The following is a 21,061-nucleotide window of genomic DNA, read 5'->3' on the forward strand; positions in this document are numbered from 1 at the left end:
GTATATTTACAACTTGATTTTTCAAGACATGGCTATTCATAGATTGGATTTAGACGAATTTGACGAAATTGATTATTATTTAATGGCAATTCATACTTCATTAGAAGATTATAGATTAGCCTATTTTATCAATAAAAACCTTCCGATAAACTTAAGTAAGAGCAAAAACGAGATCCATGCTCAGACTAAGGAAGGGGAAGCAAATTTTTCAAGATTCTATTATTATGATGAAGAAAAAGCTGTTTCCTGGAATTTAATTCAGAATAAAAATGAAATCATTTCTGTGAGTACAAATGATTTTCAGAATTTGTTTTCTAATGAAACAAGTGAGGTTTCGACAACAATTCATTTACTTCCTGAATTCAAAAAAGTCGATTTTTTCCTGAAAATAGACAATAGCGAAGAGGCGCTTAATTTTTCAGAAATTCAACAAAAATTAAAAACAATCGAAAGTATTGCAGCAATTTATGCTGTCGATACGGACAATATAAAATCAAAAAACAATCTAATTTTTTAAAAAAAATGCTAACAAACAAGAAAACCAAAATTGTTGCTACACTTGGCCCCGCTTGTAGTACAAGAGAGATCATTAAAGATATGATCGAAGCAGGTGTTAATGTGTTTAGAATCAATTTTTCGCATGCAGATTACGAAGGAGTAAAAGAAAAAATTAATATTATTAGAGGCCTAAACGAAGAGTTTGGTTACACTACTGCAATCCTTGGAGATTTGCAAGGACCAAAACTTAGAGTTGGTGTAATGGAAGAAGGCACAGTAGTAAATGATGGTGACGAAATCACTTTTACAACTGCAGAAGATATTATCGGAAATGCTAAAAAAGCGTTCATGAAATATCAAAACTTTCCAAATGATGTAAATGTTGGAGAGCGTATTTTGCTTGACGATGGTAAACTTATTTTTGAAATTGTTTCAACAGATAAAAAAACAGAAGTTGTCGCTAAAGTTATTCAAGGTGGAGAATTAAAGTCTAAAAAAGGTGTTAATCTTCCAAATACAAAAATTTCTTTACCAGCTTTAACTGAAAAAGATATTGCAGATGCTATTTTTGCAATTGAGCAAAAAGTAGACTGGATCGCACTTTCATTCGTGAAAACTCCACGCGATTTACAAGATTTACAAGAATTGATCGCTAAACATTCAGAAGTTAAAATTCCAATCGTTGCTAAAATTGAAATGCCGGAAGCTCTAGAGAACATGGACAAAATTGTAGCCTATTGCGATGGTTTAATGGTTGCTCGTGGAGATCTTGGAGTTGAACTTCCTGCTCACGAAGTACCATTGGTTCAAAAAGATTTGATCCGTAGAGCTAAAACTGCCAGAATTCCGGTTATCGTTGCTACACAGATGATGGAGACAATGATTACAAGTTTAACTCCAACAAGAGCAGAAGTAAATGACGTTGCTAACTCAGTAATGGATGGTGCAGATGCTGTAATGTTATCTGGAGAAACTGCTACAGGAAATTACCCGGTACAAGTTATCCAAAGAATGGCTCAAATTTGTGAAGCTGTTGAGAATTCACCACTTATTCAGGTTCCTCAAAATACACCTCAAATTAAAACAAACCGTTTTGTAACTAAAACAGTTTGTCACCAGGCAGCTTTATTGGCTAACGAAATCGAAGCTAAAGCAATTTGTACTTTGACAAACAGCGGTTACACTGCTTTCCAGATTTCAGCATGGAGACCATCTACAGCTCATATTCTGGTATTTACTTCAAACAGAAGAATCTTAACACAATTGAATTTATTATGGGGAGTTAAATCTTTCTATTACGATAATGACGAAAGTACAGATGATACTGTAACAGATGTAAATCAAATTGCAGTTGAAAAAGGATACGCTCAAAAAGGAGATTATTTAATTAATCTTGCAGCAATGCCAATCAAAGAAAAAGGAATGGTTAATACGATGAGAGTATCTCAAATCGACTAAATTTCTACTACAATATTTTAAAAAGCCGCTTATTCAATAAGCGGCTTTTTTGTTTCGTACTGTTTTTTGTGCGTTTCATTTTATAAAATGAAACGTTTTGGTGCAAATTCTTCATTTTTCTTGTTTCATTTTATAAAATGAAACAAGCTGACACCAAATAAATACAATTCTTCGCTTATTTATTAGTTAATTTTGAGATGCTTAAAAAAAAGTTAAAAAAATGTGTTTCAGGTTTTTATATAAAAATGAATTTGAAACATCTCAATAAAATGTAACCCGCCTAAAGATTTTTTTAAGATTTACGATTTCCCATTTTGCTTTTTGGATTTACAATCTCATATACATAACAAAATCATTAACGAATTTTTATTATCATGAAACAAATCAAACTAGAATGCGGATTTTCATATACCATTAGGGTATTAACATTACTATTTTTCGCAGGAGTTTCTGTAAACGCTCAGAGCAAGAAACCCAATATTTTGGTGCTTTGGGGAGATGACATAGGAACTACTAATATAAGTGCTTACAGCGATGGGCTTATGGGATATACAACTCCTAACATCGATCGTCTGGCTAATGAAGGATTACGTTTCCTGCATTATTATGGAGAACAAAGCTGTACCGCAGGTCGTGCAGCATTTTTAACAGGACAGCACGGTCTTAGGACAGGTCTTACAAAAGTAGGGTTTCCGGGAGCGCCTATGGGAATGAGCCAATTAGATCCTTCTGTTGGAGGAATCATGAAAAGTTTAGGCTATGTTACAGGTCAGTTTGGTAAAAACCACGTAGGTGACCGTAACGAAAGTTTGCCAACTGTAAATGGTTTTGATGAATTCTTTGGGAACCTTTACCACTTAAATGCGGAAGAAGAACCAGAATTACCGGATTATCCAAAAGATCCGGAATATTTGAAAAAATTTGGCCCTAGAGGTGTTTTAAAATGTACTGCAACAAATGTTGATGATGCAACTACTGATCCTCGTTTTGGGAGAGTTGGAAAACAAAAAATTGAAGATACTGGAGCACTTACCAAAAAAAGAATGGAAACTGTAGATGATGAAACTTCAGCAGCAGCTATAGATTTTATCAAAAGACAACATGCTGCAGGAAAGCCATTTTTCTGCTGGTTTAATTCAACTCGTATGCACCTTCGTACACACGTTAGAGCAGAACATAGAGGAAGATATACCCACGGAGACAGTGAATACATTGACGGGATGATCGAACACGATGAAACTATTGGAAGCATTTTAAAAGCTTTAGATGACTTAGGAATTGCAGACAATACAATTGTAGTGTATTCTACAGATAATGGCCCTCACATGAACACTTGGCCTGATGGCGCAATGACACCATTCCGTTCTGAAAAAAATACCAACTGGGAAGGAGCTTTCCGTGTACCTTGTATTGTTCGTTGGCCGGGACATATTAAACCAGGAACTGTAACGACTGAATTGATGAGTCACAATGACTGGATTCCTACTTTCGCTTCAATAGCAGGAGAACCAGATATCGTTAACAAACTTTTGAAAGGGTACTCTGCGAACGGAAAAACCTATAAAGTGCATTTGGATGGTTTTGATCAAAGCAAATTTTTAGAGGGCAAAACACCAAAAAGTGCCAGAGATAAATTCTTTTACACCGATGATGATGGTCTTTTAGTAGGGTTGAGAGAAGGAGATTATAAATATGTTTTCGCAGAACAACGTTTAGGCGGAACAATGGGAGTTTGGGCAGAACCTTTTACTAAACTTCGTTTACAGAAAATATTCAATTTATACCAAGATCCTTTCGAAAGAGCTGATATTACTTCCAATACTTTCTGGGATTGGCAGATGAATCACGTGCAGTTAATGTATGGTGCAATTCAGGATGTAGTTGTATTTGCAGAAACATTTAAAGATTATCCTCCAAGATCAATTCCGCCAAGCTTCTCGGCTTATACGATTATGGAAGAGGCAATGAAAGATATCAAAGCTCAAAAATATATTGAGAAAAATGTTCTTCCTAAATTAAAAGAAGACGAAGAGACAGCTTCAAAAAAGAAAAAATAAAAACATAAAGAATAGAGCTTGAATCTCCCATACTTCAGGCTCTATTAACTTAAAAAAAAATCAATATCATGTATAAGAAAATATATGTTTTGTCCCTGTTTTTATTTTTGCTGATTTCTTGTAAAAATAAATCAGAAGACACCACTACTGTCAATCCTAAAGATAGTACAGCAGTAGTCAAAAATAACGGCGATCCTTTGCCAAGTTGGAATGATGGAACTTTAAAAAGCGACATTATTGCTTATGTTGAAAAAGTGACCAAAGAAGGAAGTCCAGATTTTATTCCGGTAGAAAATAGAATTGCCACTTTTGACAATGACGGAACTTTATGGGCTGAAAAACCTTATGTACAGGAACTTTTTGCTTTTTACCGTGTCAAAAAAATGGTAGAGGCTAATCCTGAACTAGCCAGGAAACAGCCTTTTAAAGCCGTAGTCGAAAAAGACAAAACCTTTTTTGAAAAAGGAGGCGATAAAGCACTTATAGAATTAGTTGCCGCAACTCATACCGGAATGACTGAAGATGAATTTGAAGCTTCTACAAAAGAGTTTTTTTCTGGAGCTCAATATCCGGGCAAAAATATTCCATTAAAACAAATCAGATATCAGCCTCAACTGGAACTTTTGAATTATCTCCGGGCAAACGGTTTTAAAACCTTTATTGTGACAGGAGGAACTATAGAAGTGGTTCGTGCTATATCTCAGGATTTTTATGGTATCCCAAAAGACCAGGTTGTTGGAACTTCTTTTAAATATAAATATGATGATATTAAAAATACAGTTTTAAGAGAACCGGCTTTAGATCATTTTAATGATAAAGAAGGGAAACCTGTTGGTATACAATTGCACATTGGTCAGCGGCCGGTTTTTGCCTGTGGAAATGAAGGCGGAGCCGGAGATCTTGCAATGTTAAGATATTCATCGGGAAGTAAATATCCATCTTTTCAACTAATTGTAAATCACAATGACTCGATTAGAGAGTACAATTATCAGGAAAAAGACAATCTCTCATTAAGTACTGCAGCAAAATATAAATATCATGTTGTTAGTATCAAGGACGATTGGAAAAAGGTTTTTGCAGATTAAATAAAAATGAATTTTTTGCGATACAAAGGTTAGAGAGTGAAGTTTTTAACAAATAAAATTAAGCCACATGAAATATACTTTTTTAGCAATATTGATTCTTTTCACTTTTACAATTTCTGCTCAGGAGGAGCCTGCAAAAGCAGAAAATAGTGCGCAAGAGCTAGCTGATAAAATGGCAAATCCTGTGGCAAGTCTAATTAGCGTTCCTCTTCAAAATAACCTTACTTATGGGATTGGACCTTATAACGGAATAAAATATCAGATTAATATACAACCCGTTGTTCCTTTTAAATTGAGTGAAAATCTAAATTTAATTACACGGTATATTCTTCCGGTTGTAGATCAACAGGATGTTACGGGCGAAAACACACATGAGTTTGGTTTGAGTGATGCAACGATAACCGCTTTTTTTGCTCCTAAAACAAAAGGAATCATCTTTGGTGCCGGGCCAGCTTTTTTAGTACCAACTGCTACGGAAAAATTTTTAGGAACAGAAAAATTCGGAATTGGGCCAAGCGTTTTGGTGATGCATCAGGGCAAAGGACTTTCTATAGGTTTTTTGGCCAATCAAATTTGGTCGGTAGCAGGTGCATCTGAACGTGCTGATTTCAATCAGTTTTACACTCAGATATTTTTAACCCATAGTTATAAAAGTGGCGCAAGCTTAGGAATTACTTCAGAAATTACGCAAAACTGGCAGGGAAATACCACTCTTATTACTATTAGTCCAAATGTTGGGGCCATTACAAAATTAGGAGGTCAGACTATGCAATTTGCGGTTATGCCTTTAATTCCGGTTGTTGGACATCAATCTATAAAACCGGACTGGGGGCTAAGGGCAGTGGTGGCTTTTGTGTTTCCTGGCTCATAAAATATTTTTAAAAATTGGAAAACAGGAATTTTGCAAAAGAGCAATAATCATTTTATGACTGAAAAGGCAGCAAATAATACCGAGAATCTTTTTGATCCTTTGGCGTCAAAAGCAGAGCGTTACGATAAGGGAGCGGCGATTAGAAAAACTGTTCCTCGTTCTTCTCATCAGGAATGGATTGCGTCGGAAGATCGCGAAGACCCAATTGCTGTTTTGATCAAAACCAGTATTGGACGAATTGAAGAATTACTACCCATTCGATACAGAAGAATGATCGAATCGCCTTTTGCATTCTACAGAGGTGCAGCAGCAATTATGGCGGCAGATTTGGTAAACACACCAAACACCGGGATAGAATTACAACTTTGCGGAGATTGTCATTTAATGAATTTCGGAGGATTTGCAACTCCGGAACGTAAACTGGTCTTTGATATTAATGATTTTGACGAAACTTTTCATGGACCGTGGGAATGGGATGTTAAAAGACTTGCTGCAAGTTTTGCGATTGCCGGAAAATGGAGAAAATTTTCCAATAAAGATTGTAAAGAATTTGCATGGCATGTGGCAGACAGTTACAAAAGACACATGTTGGAATACAGTAAACTATCAGCATTACAGATTTGGTACGCAGATATTGATTTGGCTGATCTTATTGAGTTAGGAAAAGATGAAGAGTTAAAAGAATTTCAGCAGAAACGAATTAAAAAAGCAGCTGAATCTACAGCCCATGAAAAAGAATTTGCAAAAATGACCTATCAGGATGGAGTTCGGGCCAGAATAAAAGATGATCCGCCGTTGATTTATCATCCATCAGGGACCGATGAAAATTATACATTAAGAGAAGCTAAAATCATTCATAAAAGATATGTAGAATCACTTCCGGAAGACAAACAGGTTTTATTAAGCCGATATTCTATAAATGATTTTGCGATAAAAGTGGTTGGAGTAGGAAGTGTAGGAACGCTCTGTGGGATTAGTTTGTTGATGTCGGCAACAGGGGAACCAATTTTTTTACAGTTTAAAGAAGCCAGACAAAGCGTTTTAGAAGCCAATGTAAAAAACAAGCCAAAATACAAACATCAAGGCGAACGGATTGTAATGGGACAAAAGTTAATGCAGTCCGCATCGGATATGTTTTTAGGGTGGACAAACGATGACAGGGGCAGGTTTTTCTATATCCGTCAGCTGCGGGATGCTAAAATAAAACCCGTCATCGAAATTATGAAAGCAGAAAACATGGCAGATTATGCAAAAGCCTGTGGCTGGGCACTTGCACGGGCACATGCACGCTCAGGAGATCCATCGGTACTTTCGGGTTACATTGGAAACAATAATGAATTTGCGAATGCAATCTCAAGGTTCTCGATTTCTTATGCACATCAAAATGAGCTCGATTACAATAAATTGGTCGAAGCTGTAAAAGAAGGAAGATTGCCTATTTCGGCAGAAATATAATTTTCAGTAATTAAAAAGTATTGGTATGAATAGAAAAATGATGTTTTTAATCGGTTTTCTGATTACAACAATTACAACACAAAGTCAGACACAGCGTATAGATTCTGCTGCAGTATATATTTTAAACAAGACAACAGAATCGTTACAGTACATAAAATCATGCAGTTTTAAATCGATTATGACGTATGATATTTTTAACGAAAGTCTGGGCTTGGTTAAGCATTCTGTAAATGAAAAAGTTTCGATAAAATTTCCGGATAAAATGAAAATAACGTCAACCGGAGATAAAGGAAACAGAAGTTTATGGTACAACGGAAAAACGCTTTATTATTATTCTTTTGATAATAATACTTATGCGGTTACAGATGCACCAAAATCGGTTATTCAGACTATAGACGACACCAGTAAAAAATTCGGAATAGAATTTCCCGCTGCTGATTTCTTTTATGAAACTTTTCTGGATGATTTAAAGTCAGAGCAAGGCACTTTAATGTATTTAGGCAAAACAATTTTGGATGATAAAGAATGCTTTCATATTGCCGGAAAAGACAAAAATAAAAGTTTTCAGTTCTGGATTGGAAATGATGATAATTTCCTGCCCATCAAAATGGTAATTGTTTATACGAATGACACCAATAAACCGCAATATGAAGCAGTTTATAAAGACTGGGTGATTAATCCTGATTTTTCAGATTTTATGTTTGAATTTTCGATACCGCCAAAGGCTTCAAAAGTAAAATTACAGCCTAGAGAAGAGAAAAAATAATCCGTTTAAATTCTTTATCATGAAATTAGATCTGCTTAAAAATATAAAATCATGGATTCTGGTCGTAGTATTTGTAATGATGCTTATGCCTGAATCCATAACAGCGCAGCGATTTGGGCATTTTACACCGCATGCGGTAATGCCCCGTCCAATGCCAATACATCCAAATCCAAGACCAATTCCGCCAGGACCTACACCGCGTCCAATTCCGCCAAGACCAATTCCTCCGCATCCTTATCCGAGACCTTTGCCACCACCGCCACCGTTTCATCCTTATCCGGTACCATTTCCTTATATCTATCATCCGTTTGTACCTTATTATTGGGGACCAACATGGTATCCGGTGGGATTCTTTTTGACAACACTGACTACTGCGGCGATCGTAATTTCTGTAGAAAATAATAATTACAATTACGATGATGGTGTTTATTACACAAAAGAATCAAATGGATACAAAGTTGTTCCGGCACCTTTGGGAGCAACAATTCCGGAATTGCCTAAAGGATATGTGACCATTACTGTTGATGGAATGGATTACTATTATTATGGAGGGACTTACTATATAAAAGACACCGCTAAATATAAAGTAGTAACACCACCGGTTGGAGCAGTAGTTTCACATTTGCCCGAAGGTGCAGAAGAAAAAAACATAGACGGGCAAAAATATATGATTTACAATAATGTTTATTATCAGCCAATCTCAAAAGACGGGCAGGATAGTTATGTAGTTGTACAAGGTAAATAATTTTCAAATCTTTAAATTAATATGAAGAGACAGTAAACAGACGTAAGATTTTATTTATTTAATTGTGTTAATTAAATAAAATAATTTATCTTTGGTAGCAAGCTAAATAATTGTTATACAAATACTTGTGTTGGTTGAGCAATTATTAAGACATTCTACGCCTTTCCTTCCATTCATGATTTTTAGATTTTAATAAGATTCGAGTTAAACAGATTTAATTATTAATTTAAATACCACAACATGAATATCAAAAGAACAAATCTTCGTATCATCCCAATGTTGTTTTTGGGATTAATTTACAGTTGCTCTCCAACTGTAAAAGTCACAACAGATTATGATCACTCTGCCAATTTTGGAGAATACAGAACCTTTGCGGTTTATGATTTAAAAGCACAGCAAGGTCAGGTTAATCAACTAAATGTTGATCGTGTGACAAAAGCTATTCGTAATGAAATGCTTGCTAAAGGATTTACAGAATCTGATAATCCGGATTTAAGAGTAAATGCTGTGTCGATCTTAAAAAATAAAACTTCAGTTAGTGCCAATACAGATTTTTATGGATATGGAGGTATGTACCGTCCTTATGGATATTGGGGAGGCGGTGCCATGATGGGCGGTGCCAATACAACATTCAATACTTATGATTATGTAGATGGTTCACTGGTAATTGATATTGTATCTGCCAAAACGCAAAAATTGGTTTGGCAGGGAATAGGAAATGCCGAAATCGACAGTAAACCGGATAATCCGGAAGAATTTATCAATAGTTCTATCAAAAAAATACTAGCCGGTTTTCCTCCCGGAGCAGAGAAAAAATAACTCTTGCTTATTATAAAAAAACAAATGTGCTGGTCTAATCAGCCTATAAGCACATTTGTTTTCCAAATTAAAGTCCCCTTTCGAAATTCTTTTTAAGAAGTATTAACAAACAAATCCGCTTAAAAATGATCGATATACTACTTTCTCTATTCTTTTTTATTGCCACGATTGCAGGTCTTGCTACTTCGTTTATGGTTCTTTTTTCCAAAAAAAACTATTCAAAAAGTTTCTTTTTAGGAATGTTTTTACTGAGCCTTGCTGTAGTAAGTATCTACAATTTTTATCTGTCGGCCAATATGTTTAAAGAATTCCCGGATTTATTTACCATTACAAAATCGTTTATTTTTTTAGCAGCGCCATGTTCTTTCTTATACGTTAGAAACATTTTGTCTCCAAACAACAAAAGCAAAAAATACGATTGGGTTCATTTTATTCCTTTTGGGATTTATTTTATTCTGACCCTTTTTGTGTATATTGGAAGTTTTACCAATTTTAAAATTGTTGCTGCAATAGAATCAATTATCAAAAATCCATTTTCTATTCTGACTTTGACAATTTGGCTTTTTTATGTGTTTTTTCAAACCATGTTGATTTTAAACTATGATCTGAAAAAATTCAAAGGAAACCAATTTCACAGAAGTAAAGTAATCAATTGGATTAGGGTTTATAATTTGATGATTTTGTTTTTGTTTTCGGCACTTTTTGTACATCATTTTTTGCTGAGAAAAATAGATGTGGTAGACATTTCCTGTTATTTTTTAATTTCGACTGTTTTATTTTTTACGGTTGGCTGGCTGTATTTCAGGCCTCAGATTTTTCATGATGAAGAAGAAGCGTTTGATTTTGTAAGCGATAATACGGTTTTAATAAAATCAAAAGAAGTTAAGAACAGTTTGCCTATAACACACGAATTAACTGTAGACAAAAAGGAAGATTATCTATTAAAATTAGACTATGTTTTAAATGCTCAAAAGCTGTTTTTAAAGAAAGATTTTGTAATTCGTGACCTTTCAGATGAAACAGGAATTTCTGTCCATCTGTTATCCAATTTGATAAATTCTGAATTCGGACTTCATTTTCAGGATTATGTAAACCTTAAAAGAATAGAGTATTTCAAAGACAAAATAAACGATCCGGAATGGAAAGATTTGTCTCTGGAAGGAATGGCATGGGGGTCTGGTTTTAAATCTCGTACAACCTGCTTTAGAGCTTTTATAAAACACACTGGAAAATCTCCTTCAGAATATTTTAAAACCATCAGAATAAATCCGGATCGCACAAGCGCTTATTATTTCAAATAAAATACTCTCCTCCATAAAAATTCAGTTATTCGCCGTGGTTGTAAAGTCTTAATTCATTTTAAAACATTTTCAGCATGAAAGCAAAAAATACGAATTCCAAAGAAGCATTACGACTAGTTTTAACCGTAATCTTTGCATTGATTTCATTTCATAGCAACGCACAATTAAAAGGCGGGCATATATTGGGTGCAATGGGATTGCAGTCGGGCACTCAGGCTCCCGAAAATACAGTAAGTGTTTATGTTCCAGCTTATATTTATACCGCAAATTGTCTACGAAACGGCGATGGCGATAATATGGGAAATCCCGACTTAACCATGTTTATAACAGGTGTTGGAGCTAATTATGTTAGCGATTTTAAAATTTTAGGTGCCAATTACGGCGCTACAATTTTGCTGGCAGGAGCTTCTAATACTATTCAGGGAAGTTATATAGATTCTAAAAGCAATTTTGCTTTCACAGATATGTATCTACAGCCACTTCAGCTGGGCTGGCACAATAAAAAAGCCGATTTTGTTTTCAGCTATCAAATGTATATTCCGACTGGGAAATATGAATTAGGAGGAAGTGACAACAGCGGACTGGGAATGTTTATGAATGAAATTTCGGCAGGAACAACTTTGTATTTTAATGAGAAAAAAACGTTTCATTTTTCTGCTTTAGCAGCCTATGAAATCAACAGTAAAAAGAAAGATACCGAAATTAAAACAGGAGATATTTTAAGTATTGAAGGTGGTTTAGGCAAAACATTCTATTGTATGAATGCGGAAAAAACGGCTCCAAAAGGAATATTGAATGCCGGATTAATTTATTATTTCCAATACAAAGTCTCAGATGATAAAATTCCAGTTGGAAGTCTAATCCTTGAACCGGACAAAGATCATATTGGAGCTGTAGGAGCTGAGGTTAATTATCTTCATATTGGCTGTATGACACAAGCAGGTTTTAGATGGGTTTCAGAATTTGGTGCGGTAAATAGATTTCAGGGTAATACTTTTTTCATCACTTTGGCACATGTTTTCAGCTTAAAGAAAAAGTGATTTATGAGATTTTTTAAGGTTTTAGAATAAGGTTGATTTTTAACCCGTAGGGTAAAATAAAAAAAATACTTTAACACATAGAAACATAGATTTTGTGTCGAAAAAAAAGGAGATCAAAAGAAACACGTTTCCACACATAGATAAACTATGTGAATTTAAATTAGTGAAACGTCTTTTTTAAGTCTTCTAAAAACTATGTTTCTATGTGTTTAAAATAATTGTATCCAACGTGTTAGTTTTTAATGTAAAACGATTCAGATTCTCTTATATGGAAAATAAAAAAACAACTCGAAAAATTATCTTATTCTCACTTTGGTTTCTCTTATCGTTCCAAGCCGTAAATGCGCAAAAGCAGCACATCAGTGTAAAAGATTCTCTTGACGGTGCTTTCGATTTAAGCGATTATATTATTTATGCACACGGCTTCATAGTAGTTCCAACCGTCATTACCGAACCAGCATTAGGAGGAATTGGAGGCGCAGTTGTGCCGGTATTTCTTAAAAAACATGCTCCAGTTGTGGATGAAAACGGAAAGAAACGTTTTATAAACCCAGATATAACGGGAGGAATCGGAATGTATACCGGAAACAAAAGCTGGATGGTCGGCGCTTTTCGTTCGGGAACATTGATAAAACCCAAAATATTATATCGTGTCATGGCAGGTTATGGTGATATGAATTTGTCATTTTATGCCAATAATCGACCGAATTTACCCGATCAGGAATTCAAACTCAATTTTAAGTCCACGATTTTTTATACGCAGTGGCTCAAACAATTCAATAATCCGAAATGGAGTGCGGGACCACAGTATCTTTTTTTAAATTCAAAAATAAACCTTCCTGATGTAGATCTTCCGCCGCCATTTGTACAACCTAAAGATATAAAAAGTACTATAAGTCAGTTGGGAGCAGCAATACAGTTTGATGGACGCGACAATATATTTACACCAGATAAAGGAATCAGGCTACAATCAGATTTCTTTTGGTCTGATAATATTTTAGGAAGTGATTATGATGCCTGGCGCGTCAATTTATCTGCAATTGGGTTTTATCCCTTAACAAAAAAATTAATTGGCGGGCTGAGGATTGAAGGGGAACAGGCGTTTGGGAACCCGCCATTTTATCTATTACCCGGAATCAATCTAAGAGGAATTCCGGCAGCGAGATATCAGGGAAAAACCAGCATAGTGACTGAAGCCGAATTAAGATGGGATTTTTACCGACGCTGGAGTATTATGGGATACGGAGGTTTAGCCAGCGCCTTTAACGATTGGGATCAGGCTTTTGCAAAACCAGTTGTTTACAGTTACGGAACCGGTTTTAGATATTTGCTGGCGCGAAAGTTTAAACTCAGAATGGGAGTTGATGTGGCAAAAGGTCCGGAAGATTGGGCATATTATATTGTTTTTGGAAGCAATTGGCTAAGATAAATGTTTAGTAAAAAGTGAAATTCCCGATAATTACTACCGGGAATTTGAACCAATGACTGACTAATTCTTCCAGTACGGTTTGATAATTTTATTGTTTTTATGACACAATAGCAGTAAAACAATTGTACCTAGTGCGCAAAAAACGATTGCTTGTATTGATCCTTCAGGACCGAATGCGCCTCCAGTTATAAATTCGGGACCTTGTATTTGAGCTTCTACTAAATTATTTGTTTTTTCATTTCCGGATGTAATGGCTCCATAAATTCCAGATTGAGTAAAATTCCATGCAAAGTGCAAAGCGATTGGAAACCATAAATTGCGACTGTAAATAAACGCAGCTCCCAATAAAAAACCTGCAGTAGTAATGCATATTCCAGAAATCAAAGTACCATGAGGATTTGCCAAGTGCAAGATTCCAAATAGAATTGAGGTAAAGGTTAGGGAAATGTAAGTTCCTAGTTTTTCTTCCATAATTCTCAATATGATTCCACGTACCAAAACCTCTTCAATAATGGCAACAGTAAACATAATTGCAAACGGAATCAAGATGTAGGAGATAGGATTGACTTTTGTAATACTGTAATTTCCGTTGAGGTACATTACTAAAATAGTTAAGGATTGCAATGTAAAACCAATCGCAACTCCAATAAAAAGATTTTTTGCAAGTCCTTTTGAGGCAAATTCGGTTACCGCCCTTTTATCGTATTTTTTAAAGAACAAAATATAGCTCAGGATACAGGATGCCGAAACAAAAAGTCCTTTTAATAGACTTCTGTAGTCTTTGTCTAATGGAGTTAAGGCAAGTAATTTTGAAGCAATCTGCTGTCCGATAACAACAACGGCCATAAAAGTAAGTAAGGCAAGTATAATTTTGGTTATAGGAGAATTGAATGTTTTTTGTTTTAGGGTAAGGGTTTCCATTTGGTTGATTTTAATGATTTGATGAAGCAAAAGTAGCCTGCATCAAAATCAAAAAATAGAATGAAATTTGCCTCTTTTATAATTTTTGAAATTGTTTTGGCAGAAAGCCAGTTTGAGTTTTAAAAGTTCTGATAAAATGACTCTGATCAGAGAAACCGCATTCCAGAGCAATTTCGGTTAAATTGTTTTCTTTGGTTTGTATCAATGGAAGCGAGCGATTAATTTTGATTCGACGCATATATTCGCCCAAAGTGCATCCAAAATATTTTGGAAAATGTTTGGAGATTGTAATCGGATTTAAGTTTAAAACTGTTGCTAAGTCCTGAAGATTCGGATTTTCGTTCCAGCAGTCATTTAATAATTCATGCAGACTTTTTACCCAAAATGGACTCTTTTCATAACGTTCCAAATAAGTATTAGCTTGAGAAAGTTGCGAGAACAACATTCTAATATTATCGTTGGTAAAAACATCAGCACTTTGCGTTTCTTTAAAAATTTTCAGAATTAAAAATTTAGTAAGTGAGCTGTTTTGAATAGATTTTTCAATAGTGGCTTCATTAATTTGAAGTTCTTTCAAGAGATTTTCTTCAATTTCGATATTAATGTTTCTGGACGGAAAAAGCGTATTTTGGTTCAAATGCAGTTCGTCGCTGTGATAAAATAATAAAGAACCAGCACCAACGGTTTCATTAAAATTTTTCCTTTTCTCTGTAGTTCCTCCTTTTAGAAAAAGTGTAATATGAGCATTATTATGCGAATGCCATCCCTCGTAAACCTTGTTTTGGTACTCCGTTTCAACAACTGCAATTCCCTGATTGGTATTGAAGATATTTTTGGTGCTGCCTAGATATTTTTCTTTTTCCAGTTCGTACATTTCAAGATTGCTTTTGGAATAGCGGGAACCAAATTACTATTAATTAATTTATGTTAAAAGTTTAATTATAAATGACAATTAGTTTTGCATAATTTGTAATCTTATACATCTAAATAAAAAGATTGTGAAAAAATTAACCGCAGAATAGCAATAAATTACAAAAAAATTAATTGTTTTGTAACAAATTAGAAACATTAGAGACTAATTTTGTTAAATCTTAAACATAACTTATGAATACATTTTCATTCAAATCAGTGTTTGCAGCTTCAGTATTTTTAGCTGGAACAGCAGGCTGTTTTGCGCAGGACGTGTTAGTAAATTCACTTAAACTAAACGCAAGCGACAAAAGTAAAGAGAACTTCAAATTTACAGAAGTAATTAACTTAGGAACAACATCAGTAAAAAATCAGGGTTCATCGGGAACTTGTTGGAGTTACTCAACAAACTCATTCTTAGAGTCAGAAATGATTCGTTTAGGAAAACAGCCGGTTGAGTTATCTCAGATTTTTTCTGCAAGAAACGTGTATGTTGAAAAAGGAATTAACTATGTTCGTATGCACGGAGCAATTACGCTTGGTGATGGAGGTGCTCTTCACGATGTAGTTAATATGTACAAAAAATACGGAGCTGTGCCAAGAGAAGTTTACACGGGATTAAACTATGGAACAGACAAAAATAAATTTGGCGAAATGGGTGCTCTTATCGAAGGACTTTTGACAGCTGTTGTTAAAAACCCTAACGGAGAATTGACACCAAACTGGCAAAAAGCTTACGCAGCAGTTATCGATTCTTATTTAGGAAAAGTGCCGGAAAACTTTACATACAAAGGAAAAAACTATACGCCACAATCTTTTGCTAAAGAAGTAGTAGGAATTAACCCTGATGAGTATGTAGAATTATCATCTTTCACAAATACTCCATACTACCAAAAAACAACTATGATGGTTCCGGATAACTGGTCACTAGATCAGGTTTACAACGTAAAACTGAACGACATGACAGATGTTATCGACAATGCGCTTAAAAAAGGATATACTGTAGCGTGGGCAACAGATGTTAGTGAGAAAACATTCAGCTGGAAAAACGGTGTGGCGTATGTAGCGTCTAAAAAATTCGACGATATGACTGCAGAAGAAAAAGCAGACTTATTTAACGGACCAAAAGCAGAACCGGAAATTACTCCTGAAATGCGTCAGGCAGCGTTTGATAACTACACTACAACAGACGACCACGGAATGCACATTATTGGTTTAGCAAAAGACCAAACCGGAAAAGAATACTACATCGTAAAAAATTCTTGGGGAGAAACAAACGACTACAAAGGTTTCTTGTTTGTAACTAAGAACTTCGTAAAATATAAAACTACTGCATTACTAGTAAACAAAGGAGGAATTCCTGGTGAGCTTGCTAAGAAATTAGGGGTTTAATTAGACTTAGAGTTTTATAGAAAATAGAAAAGCGCTGCAATGTAAATTGTGGCGCTTTTTGCGTTTTAGATGTTAAAAATTATGTTGATAATCAATTATAATTTTGAAATTAAGGATATTTTATTTTGTAATATTTTCCCTAGATTGCAAATCGTTAAAAGTTATTTTAATTGAATTATATAAAATGAAGTAATAATTAAAATTTTAAAGCATATCTATGGGAGAATGGTCTAAGAGTGTCGGGGAAGAGGGGGAAAAAATCGTAGAATATTTATTTGAGAATATTTTAGGATATAAAACTTTGAGAAAGAAAAATAGTATTTCGTGCAACGATGGAGAAAAGCATAAAATGGGAGATGGTCCAAAAACAAGTCATGGAATTGACGGTTTGATTACAGTACATTCTCCTTTGCAGGACAAGGTCTTAGATGTCGGAATTATTTCTGTTAAGTTTACCGCTAATGAATACCCTAAGGCGCCTAAAGGAGACTTTAAAAAACATTTTAAAGATTTAGTTTATACACTAGAATGTTATGAAAATTCTAAGCTCAATTCTGAGATTAACAGAAGTTTTTCGAATGTTACTAAAACTGACATTACAGGTATTTTAGTTTGGGCATCAAATGAGAGTGATTTAGATTTTGATGTGATTTCTAAAGTGTCAAATATGACTGTAAGTTCAGATTACCATTTTAATAGAATAATTGTTTTAGATAATGCTAGAATAACATTTTTTGTAAATTTAATTGAAAATGTAAAAAATAAATTCAATCAAGGGATTGTGTCTTTTGTGTATCATAATTCCGGATTGAATGCATTGAGTTTGGAATCAAAGAGTTATGGTGAGTTTTTACCAATTCAATATATGTTTTCAGATATTATTCCCTTAAGAGTTGAGATCGATAATAAGGTAACCTTCATCATTGGCGTTCGGGACAATTTTAAATATGAAGATTTATTAAGAATTTTTTCTTTTGTTAAAAGTTTTGATCATTTAGATTCGTCAAGTAATGTGATTATTACATTTCCTGATTACAATGAAACTAAAAATTCATCAGATGTAGAAAAGGCTCTTTCGTTTTTTGGGAATGACAGTTTTAAATCAAATCTAACAGTTACAAAGCACACACTAGACTTTAAAAATCGATAGTATGAAAGATAAGATATTACCATATGGAGATAGGTTAAGACAGTTACTTGTTAAGTCAAACATAACAAGTTCAAATTTGAATTTGTTTTTAAGGGATAAGGGGGTTTTTTTGGGAGGGAATGAAAAAGATAATTCAGTTCCGTTACTTATTAAAACACTTATAACACCAAATGAATTTGTTGAGCTATATGAAACTCAAAAAAAGAAAGAAGATAATGTAAAGATAAATTCTGCTGTTTTAAAATGTAGTAAGGATTTTAGTTTGCCAAATATTATTAGAGGTGGGTTTGATCTCAATGAATTAGTTGAAAATTCAAGCGATTATAAACAAAATTTCACAATTAAGGGAAGTCCTGTATTTTATTTTGAAGATGAGGTTGGGGTCTTGGATTATGAAATTGAAAGAGTCAATTTATTAGATGATTGGACAAATAATCTTACTACGCATAAAGGAACGGTATACGTTAGTAAACGTGAAGACGGGGCTATTGAGTTAAAAGTTGAACAGAATTCTACATCTAAGGAAACTAAATTTATCAATGATCTGATTAATAAGGAAATAAAAAAAGCATTTGTAAAGGAAGATATAATCTCTTCTAAATCGGATTATATTAGGATAAGGTTTAATGATTTTTCAAATCCTGATAGAATTCAATTTCTGTATTCTTTTACCACAAAAATGTGTGTTTATTTGGATTTTGTTTCTGTTTCAGATATCGATATTTATTTAGATGAAGAGGAAAAAACTCCGGAAGATTTAAAGAAGTTTCTAGATGAATTAGAATCGCTAAAATTAAATGGAAAAAAACTGCAAAATCATCCTTTAGTAACAGATAGTAAATACCATAAAAAAGTAATTTTCGCGTCTTTATCTTTAAAGTATAAATTTAACATTGATGGTGTTAAGGGTGAATGTGTAATAAAAATTTATTTTCCAGAATATATATCAAAAAAAGATGAAACATCAGAAGTTCAATATGTAATTAACTTTACAATTAATAAGGATTGTAAAGGTATTGCTTCGGAAAACGAATTAAGAAAGAAAGTCATAAGTTATATTGATTCCCATAAATTAAGATCTTATAATTTATTCAAGAAAAAAGAAACTGTAATAGAGTCTGTTTAGTTATTCAAAACAAAACAGAACATAAAAAGAGGCGTATTGATTACGCCTCTTTTTATATATTTTTAAAACCAGAAATTTACTTCTCCTTCATCAACCTCTCCAAATACTCCACTTTATCCTTTTCAGCCTGAACCAAACGCTCATAAAGTTCTACAATTTTATCAATAGGATTGAAAGTGCAATTGTGGTTTAAAGTTGGTCCGCTGTGGATTACAGAGCCTTCGTGATTATTTTGAATATTGTTCAAAACCGCTTCATCAGAAAAATTTTCAATTGCCTCAGCCGAAACACCTAAAACCTCTGCAATAGAGTTTAGTTTTTCAGTTTCAACCGTTTCGCTTCCTTCAAGAGTTGAAATATATTGCTGGCTTACGCCAATGGCAATGGCAAGTGCTTCTTGTTTCATTCCTCTAAGCTCTCTAATGCGGCTTATGTTTCTTCCGATATGTTTGGGTTTTGTTGCTGTGCTCATACTTCAAAGATATTAAAAATCCTTAAAAATTAGGAATATAGTAAAATACAATCTTTTTTGTTGTGAAATACAATCTTAAAATATTTTGTTAGAATGTATTCTATTGTTTATTTAGCCGAAACAAAAATATAATTTTTCTTACAATAACTATTTGAAACCATAAATATAAAGTCATGAACACAGAGAATGAAAACAATGTCAGCCAAAATAAGGTACTAGAATCTTTTTCTAAATTCGTTTCGGATATTTCTTTTGATAGAGAGTTCAGGAATCATCCGGAATATTTAAACGAAATTTTCGAATATCTTCTGGAGACAGAACCCGGAAACAGTCTTCCTTTGCGAATTAAAATGTTGAGTTGTATTAGAACCAGTAAAATGCTCGTAAAAGCTCTTGAACCATTTTCAAATGAAGAAATACAGCAAGCCTGTGCAGAATTAGGAATTAATTATACTTCTCTAAATCCATCTTTTCCACTGAAAAATACAAATTAAGGAAGCTTTTTCCGTAATCAGGAAGGCTTGTGGTAAAAAGGACATTTAAACGTTTTTTCGGGTTAGTTACAGAGATTTTAAAAATGTAACAGATTGAATGCGATATATTTAATAAAATTTAACCAACCATTAATTTTATTAAACCATTTTATGAAAAACCTTAAAACGTTTTTAATTGCCCTCTTGCTGTTAATTTCTCTTAACTGTTTTGCCCAAAAAGCAGCGCTTACGCCTGTTTCTTCAGAAAAAGGGAAAACGGTAATACTAACCGATAATCTTGCTTCTAATAGCGATTATGTCATCAAATCGTATTATGTAGAAGAACGGATTAATAAACTTTTTGGTGGCAGGATTACCACTTATGAAGTAACCAAATTAGATATGGTTTACACCAACGATTTGGGGCCCAATAATACGAGAACAATTATTCCGAGATATGTAAAGAAGAAACAGAAAAAGACAAGCATTACTCACCCCGAAACTTCTGTCGAAATCGCAGCAGTTACAGCTGAACCTGTTAAAGTTGCTGAAACAGCTCCGGCTGAATCCGTAAACTACGTAAAAGTCGATGTGACAGGTGCGTATCAAAAAGTTTTAGAAAAAGGATACAAGAGTCCTGAAATGCTTCAAAAAGTTGCAGACCGACTTTACTTCGACGGAAATCTTAACACAGCAGCCGGATATTACGAGCAGTTGTTTATTCTAGTCAAAGATCCTGATGTTATTTATTACTACAGATATGCACAGTCTTTAAAAGCGATCAATCAATTAGAAAAAGCAGATCTTTTGATGAAAAGATTTAAAAGCGAAACTTTGGTAGTGAAATGAGTTTTTTTTAACCGCAAAGACGCTAAGGAAAGCGCAAAGTTCGCGAAGATGCCTAAAACTTTGACCGTAAAGACACAAAAGAAAAGCGCAAAGGTCGCAAAGTTTATAAAGTATAGCCCGTGGTTTCAACCACGGGAACACAATCATAAGCATAATAGTATGTGTCACAGTGGTTGAAACGATGCTTGTGATTGAATATCATAATTTAAATAAACGCATAGTTTTGTCATTTTAGCAGAAGGGAG

General features: G+C 34.1%; 20 protein-coding genes. 17 read left to right on the forward strand and 3 right to left on the reverse strand.

The window, feature by feature from the left end:
* The first annotated feature begins 28 nt into the window (after positions 1-28).
* From ACFS3A_RS21005 to ACFS3A_RS21060, 12 genes are all read left to right on the forward strand, one after another.
* Entirely contained in the window at positions 29-517 is a 489-nt protein-coding gene (locus tag ACFS3A_RS21005; protein ID WP_144216172.1) for an IPExxxVDY family protein, read from the forward strand.
* Between the two features lie 5 nt (positions 518-522).
* On the forward strand, positions 523-1,956 hold the full coding sequence (gene pyk, locus ACFS3A_RS21010) for a pyruvate kinase (protein ID WP_379827527.1): 1,434 nt from the start codon (positions 523-525) through the stop codon (positions 1,954-1,956).
* A gap of 374 nt (positions 1,957-2,330) precedes the next feature.
* Positions 2,331-4,013: an arylsulfatase gene (locus ACFS3A_RS21015; RefSeq protein WP_379827528.1), complete on the forward strand. Its 1,683-nt coding sequence runs from the start codon at positions 2,331-2,333 to the stop codon at positions 4,011-4,013.
* Positions 4,014-4,081: 68 nt separating this feature from the next.
* Complete coding sequence (locus ACFS3A_RS21020; protein WP_379827529.1) at positions 4,082-5,098, forward strand: HAD family hydrolase; 1,017 nt, start codon at positions 4,082-4,084, stop codon at positions 5,096-5,098.
* 67 nt (positions 5,099-5,165) lie between these two features.
* Positions 5,166-5,969, forward strand: a complete 804-nt coding sequence (locus tag ACFS3A_RS21025; RefSeq protein ID WP_379827530.1) for a hypothetical protein — start codon at positions 5,166-5,168, stop codon at positions 5,967-5,969.
* 54 nt (positions 5,970-6,023) lie between these two features.
* Positions 6,024-7,424 carry a DUF2252 domain-containing protein gene (locus ACFS3A_RS21030; RefSeq protein ID WP_379827531.1) on the forward strand — a complete coding sequence of 467 codons (1,401 nt, stop codon included), beginning with the start codon at positions 6,024-6,026 and terminating at the stop codon, positions 7,422-7,424.
* Positions 7,425-7,449: 25 nt separating this feature from the next.
* A complete protein-coding gene (locus ACFS3A_RS21035) occupies positions 7,450-8,190 on the forward strand; it encodes a DUF2092 domain-containing protein (RefSeq protein ID WP_379827532.1) in 741 nt (246 codons plus the stop codon).
* A 19-nt stretch (positions 8,191-8,209) separates the two neighbouring features.
* Entirely contained in the window at positions 8,210-8,935 is a 726-nt protein-coding gene (locus ACFS3A_RS21040; protein ID WP_379827533.1) for a DUF6515 family protein, read from the forward strand.
* A gap of 240 nt (positions 8,936-9,175) precedes the next feature.
* Positions 9,176-9,754: a DUF4136 domain-containing protein gene (locus tag ACFS3A_RS21045; RefSeq protein ID WP_379827534.1), complete on the forward strand. Its 579-nt coding sequence runs from the start codon at positions 9,176-9,178 to the stop codon at positions 9,752-9,754.
* A 125-nt stretch (positions 9,755-9,879) separates the two neighbouring features.
* Positions 9,880-11,055: a helix-turn-helix domain-containing protein gene (locus ACFS3A_RS21050; RefSeq protein ID WP_379827535.1), complete on the forward strand. Its 1,176-nt coding sequence runs from the start codon at positions 9,880-9,882 to the stop codon at positions 11,053-11,055.
* Positions 11,056-11,129: 74 nt separating this feature from the next.
* Positions 11,130-12,095: a SphA family protein gene (locus tag ACFS3A_RS21055; RefSeq protein WP_379827536.1), complete on the forward strand. Its 966-nt coding sequence runs from the start codon at positions 11,130-11,132 to the stop codon at positions 12,093-12,095.
* A gap of 268 nt (positions 12,096-12,363) precedes the next feature.
* On the forward strand, positions 12,364-13,524 hold the full coding sequence (locus ACFS3A_RS21060; RefSeq protein ID WP_379827537.1) for a BamA/TamA family outer membrane protein: 1,161 nt from the start codon (positions 12,364-12,366) through the stop codon (positions 13,522-13,524).
* Between the two features lie 60 nt (positions 13,525-13,584).
* Here ACFS3A_RS21060 and ACFS3A_RS21065 read toward each other — a convergent pair whose 3' ends face one another.
* Positions 13,585-14,445, reverse strand: a complete 861-nt coding sequence (locus tag ACFS3A_RS21065) for a CPBP family intramembrane glutamic endopeptidase (protein WP_379827538.1) — start codon at positions 14,443-14,445, stop codon at positions 13,585-13,587.
* 76 nt (positions 14,446-14,521) lie between these two features.
* Positions 14,522-15,319, reverse strand: coding sequence for an AraC family transcriptional regulator (locus ACFS3A_RS21070; protein WP_379827539.1), 798 nt, complete (start codon positions 15,317-15,319; stop codon positions 14,522-14,524).
* 230 nt (positions 15,320-15,549) lie between these two features.
* Here ACFS3A_RS21070 and ACFS3A_RS21075 point away from each other — a divergent pair, with 230 nt between their 5' ends.
* The 3 genes from ACFS3A_RS21075 to gapS4b all read left to right on the forward strand — a co-directional run bounded on the left by ACFS3A_RS21075 (position 15,550) and on the right by gapS4b (position 19,022).
* Entirely contained in the window at positions 15,550-16,746 is a 1,197-nt protein-coding gene (locus tag ACFS3A_RS21075) for a C1 family peptidase (protein WP_379827540.1), read from the forward strand.
* A gap of 217 nt (positions 16,747-16,963) precedes the next feature.
* Positions 16,964-17,896 carry a GapS4a family protein gene (gene gapS4a / locus ACFS3A_RS21080; RefSeq protein ID WP_379827541.1) on the forward strand — a complete coding sequence of 311 codons (933 nt, stop codon included), beginning with the start codon at positions 16,964-16,966 and terminating at the stop codon, positions 17,894-17,896.
* A gap of 1 nt (position 17,897) precedes the next feature.
* Positions 17,898-19,022 (forward strand): GapS4b family protein, encoded by a 1,125-nt coding sequence (gapS4b, locus tag ACFS3A_RS21085; RefSeq protein ID WP_379827542.1) that lies wholly within the window; start codon positions 17,898-17,900, stop codon positions 19,020-19,022.
* 76 nt (positions 19,023-19,098) lie between these two features.
* Here gapS4b and ACFS3A_RS21090 read toward each other — a convergent pair whose 3' ends face one another.
* On the reverse strand, positions 19,099-19,494 hold the full coding sequence (locus ACFS3A_RS21090) for a helix-turn-helix domain-containing protein (RefSeq protein WP_379827543.1): 396 nt from the start codon (positions 19,492-19,494) through the stop codon (positions 19,099-19,101).
* A gap of 173 nt (positions 19,495-19,667) precedes the next feature.
* Between ACFS3A_RS21090 and ACFS3A_RS21095 the strand changes: the two genes are divergently transcribed.
* Positions 19,668-19,988, forward strand: coding sequence for a hypothetical protein (locus ACFS3A_RS21095; RefSeq protein WP_379827544.1), 321 nt, complete (start codon positions 19,668-19,670; stop codon positions 19,986-19,988).
* Between the two features lie 150 nt (positions 19,989-20,138).
* Positions 20,139-20,816 carry a hypothetical protein gene (locus ACFS3A_RS21100; protein ID WP_379827545.1) on the forward strand — a complete coding sequence of 226 codons (678 nt, stop codon included), beginning with the start codon at positions 20,139-20,141 and terminating at the stop codon, positions 20,814-20,816.
* Positions 20,817-21,061 lie beyond the last annotated feature (245 nt).

It is taken from the genome of Flavobacterium notoginsengisoli (genome assembly GCF_042686225.1).
GTDB classification, from domain to species: domain Bacteria; phylum Bacteroidota; class Bacteroidia; order Flavobacteriales; family Flavobacteriaceae; genus Flavobacterium; species Flavobacterium notoginsengisoli.